The following is a 3,219-nucleotide window of genomic DNA, read 5'->3' on the forward strand; positions in this document are numbered from 1 at the left end:
TCGAAACAACGTTTGTCAGATGTCTATATGGGGCGGGCCCGTGAATCCAGGGGCCCGCCTTGGTCGGGGCGACAGGATTTGAACCTGCGACCCCCTGCTCCCAAAGCAGGTGCGCTACCAAGCTGCGCCACGCCCCGTTGCGGTAAAACCGCACGGTATGAACCACATCCGTAGAACGTGTGCGGTTCAGGACAGTCATTGTAGCGGTGCTTGAATAACTGTCCGCATTGAGGGCACAAAAACACCGGCCCCGCAACCGGAACCGGTGTCTTGTGTGGAGGGAATGACGGGAATCGAACCCGCGTCTTCAGCTTGGAAGGCTGAGGTATTAGCCACTATACGACATTCCCAGGCGCCAAAATCTGCAGCGCTGTGCGGAACTTTAGCGCAGGCGTATGCGTTGAACCAAACACGAACGATTTTAGGAGGAAGCATGTTCACCCTGTTGCTCATTTTCTTGATTGTTGGCGCATTGCTGTATATGCCGACTATGAGCGGGCAGCGGCAGATGCCACAGTCGCGCCGCCAGGTGGCAAGGCAGCAGCAGCTGTCTTTCGACGACGCGTATGCCGACGCCAAACGGTGGACCGACCGCTTAGGCTCGCAGGTGCTGAACCTCTCCGGCAACGACGCCGCGTCGCAGCAGGCGATGGCCGATGCCTCCGAGCGCTTCAACGCGGCATCCGCCGGGCTAAGCGACGCACGTTCCGTCAAGCAGGCGATGCTCGCCCGTGAGTCCGCGCTGGAGGGCCTGCACTACGTCAACGCAGCCCGCGAAATCATGGGGCTTCCCGCCGGCCCGCAGCTGCCGGAGCTGGAAGGCCAACGCCAGGCAGGGCGCGTGACCGAGCAGCGCACCGTCACCCAGGAAGACGGCACGCAGGTCATGGCGTCGCCACACGCGACCGCACAGACGCCGCACTACTACCCCGGCGGCGCCGTCGCGGGCCGCCCGGTGCCGGCCGGCTGGTACTCCACCGCGTGGTGGGGCCCGGCGATGATGACCGGCGTGTGGGCCGCGAGCTCCATGATGTTCTACTCCGCCATGTTCGCCGGGATGTCTGGCGTGGCCTCCGCGGAAGCGTTTGAGGCCGGCGGACTCGGTGAAGGCATGGACGGCGCCGGGGGCATGGAAGGTATGGACGGCGGCGAGATGGGCGACGCCGGCGGCGGCGACTTCGGGGACTTCGGCGGGTTCGGCGACGGCGGCGGCTTCGACTTCGGGGGATTCGACTTTTAGCCGTGCGTTACACTGCACAGCGATCGCGAACCCCAGAAAGCTCAAGAGCAAGGAGTGGCCGTGCGCATTGCTGTGCTGCTGAAAGAAGTGCCGGACACGTACAGTGACCGCGAAATGCACCTGGAGACAGGTTTGACGGACCGCTCCGGCGACGTCGTCGCCGACGAGGTCAGCGAACGGGCCGTCGAAGCTGCGCTGCGCATCGCCGAAGCAGGCGACAACGTCGAGGTCGAAATCTTAAGCGTCGGCCCGGAGTCCTCCGCGGACTCGGTGCGCCGCGGCATCGCCATGGGTGCGTCCGAGGCCTACATCGTCTCCGACGACGCGCTTGTCGGCGCGGATGCGACGATGACTGGTGAGGTGCTGGCGAAGCTCGTCGAAAAGCAGGGCTACGACCTTGTCATCGCGGGCGCCGAGTCTTCCGACGGCGGCACCGGCGTCATCGCTCCCTTCCTGGCCGAGCAGCTGGACTGGCCGGTGCTGACCAACCTCACCGAGCTGACGCTCGAGGGCGAGACCGTTCGCGCCACCCAGGCCTCCGACGCCGCCACCGTCGAACTGCAAGCGCAGCTGCCGGCCGTGGTGTCCGTGGCCGACGAGTTCGCAGACCCGCGCTACCCCAACTTCAAGGGGCTCATGGCCGCGAAGAAGAAGGAACTGCACACCGTCACCCTCGCCGAACTCGGCGTGGACCCGGCGGACTTCACCCACCCGCGCGCCATCATGGTGGGCATCGAGCGCCGCCCGGAGCGCCAGCGCGGCGAGATCATCGACGCAAACTCCACCGCCGCGGCCCGCCTGGTGGACTTCCTCGAATCCAAAAACCTCATTTAAGGAGCAGCCATGACCCAGATTCTTGTTGTCCCGGACCGCTCCTTCGACGGCTCGGTCAGCCCCGTTGCGGCCGAGCTGATCGGCGCCGCGTCCGCGATCGGCACCCCGGTGGCGCTGGCGTCAGACCGCGCGCACGCCGAGGAGCTTGGTGCTTTAGGCGCCGCCGTGGTGCTTGTGTCTAACGCCCCGCTTATCGACGCAGCTGCCGCCGCGTTCGACGACCTCTTCCCCGCCGCCGTCCTGTTCGCCCACACCGTGCGCGGGCGCGAGGCCGCCGGCCGCTTCGCCGCACGCACAGGCAAGGCGCTGCTCACCGACGCGGTGTCGGTGAGCCGCGACGACCAGGGCATTGTCACCGAGCACCAGAACTTCGGCGGCGTCTACACCGCCTCTGCCGCGGCGACGCACTCCGCGCCGGTGATTACCCTGCGCAAGGGTGCCGTGGAAACACGCGCCGACAGGGTGACGCCTGAGGTGCGGGAGTTGGAGGTAGCACCGTCGGGACGTCGAGAGGCAAAAGTGCTCTCCGTGACCCCGGTCGAGCGCACCTCCGACCGCCCCGACCTGCTCACCGCCGACAAGGTGGTCGCAGGCGGCGTGTCACTGGGCGACGAGGACATGTTCGAGGAGCTCGTCGGCGGGCTTGCCGACGCGCTGAGCGCCGCCGTCGGCGCCACCCGCTCCGCCGTCGACGAAGGCCAGGTGCCCTACGAGGCGCAGATTGGCCAGACCGGCGTGATGGTCAGCCCGAAGCTCTACATCGGCGTCGGCATCTCCGGCGCCGTGCAGCACCTGGTGGGCATGCAGACCGCCGACACCATCGTGGCGATCAACTCCGACGAAGACGCCCCCATCTTCGACATCGCCGACTTCGGCATCATCGGCGACCTGTTCGACCTGGTGCCGGACATCATCTCCGAAATTGAGGCACGCAAGTAATGCAGGTAGAACTCCGCCGAGGACTGCCCCGCGTACCGGGCGGCGAGCCGTGGCCGCCGGCAGGCACCGTCGACGTTGCAGACGCGCCGGTTGCCGATGCTCCAGTTGAGGCCGCGCCGGTTGAGGCCGCGCCGGCACCTGTCCCCGCCGACACCGTTGAGGTGCCGCTGCGCCAAGGCCTGCCGCGCGTCGAGGGCGGCGAACCG

The 3,219-nt window shown here is 67.0% G+C and carries 3 protein-coding genes, 2 tRNA genes and 1 pseudogene; 4 read left to right on the forward strand and 2 right to left on the reverse strand.

What is annotated here, in order from left to right:
- Window positions 1-60 precede the first annotated feature (60 nt).
- Both HMPREF2791_RS09015 and HMPREF2791_RS09020 read right to left on the reverse strand, forming a co-directional pair.
- Window positions 61-137 (reverse strand) — tRNA-Pro (locus tag HMPREF2791_RS09015).
- A 138-nt stretch (window positions 138-275) separates the two neighbouring features.
- Window positions 276-350: transfer RNA gene (locus tag HMPREF2791_RS09020), tRNA-Gly, on the reverse strand.
- Window positions 351-433: 83 nt separating this feature from the next.
- Between HMPREF2791_RS09020 and HMPREF2791_RS09025 the strand changes: the two genes are divergently transcribed.
- From HMPREF2791_RS09025 to HMPREF2791_RS12095, 4 genes and pseudogenes are all read left to right on the forward strand, one after another.
- Window positions 434-1,240, forward strand: coding sequence for a hypothetical protein (locus HMPREF2791_RS09025; protein ID WP_070845083.1), 807 nt, complete (start codon window positions 434-436; stop codon window positions 1,238-1,240).
- Between the two features lie 60 nt (window positions 1,241-1,300).
- On the forward strand, window positions 1,301-2,074 hold the full coding sequence (locus HMPREF2791_RS09030) for an electron transfer flavoprotein subunit beta/FixA family protein (RefSeq protein ID WP_070845090.1): 774 nt from the start codon (window positions 1,301-1,303) through the stop codon (window positions 2,072-2,074).
- 9 nt (window positions 2,075-2,083) lie between these two features.
- Entirely contained in the window at window positions 2,084-3,013 is a 930-nt protein-coding gene (locus HMPREF2791_RS09035) for an electron transfer flavoprotein subunit alpha/FixB family protein (RefSeq protein WP_070845084.1), read from the forward strand.
- Window positions 3,013-3,219, forward strand: a pseudogene (locus HMPREF2791_RS12095) (cytochrome b/b6 domain-containing protein); the annotation flags it as partial. The gene HMPREF2791_RS09035 and the pseudogene HMPREF2791_RS12095, both read left to right, overlap by 1 nt.

The sequence above is a fragment of the Corynebacterium sp. HMSC034A01 genome, assembly GCF_001838175.1.
Classification (GTDB): domain Bacteria; phylum Actinomycetota; class Actinomycetes; order Mycobacteriales; family Mycobacteriaceae; genus Corynebacterium.

Excerpts from the sequence above, each read along its gene's own strand:
- HMPREF2791_RS09025 (WP_070845083.1), top strand. The coding sequence starts at position 434 with ATGTTCACCCTGTTGCTCATTTTCTTGATTGTTGGCGCATTGCTGTAT.
- HMPREF2791_RS09035 (WP_070845084.1), top strand. The coding sequence starts at position 2,084 with ATGACCCAGATTCTTGTTGTCCCGGACCGCTCCTTCGACGGCTCGGTC.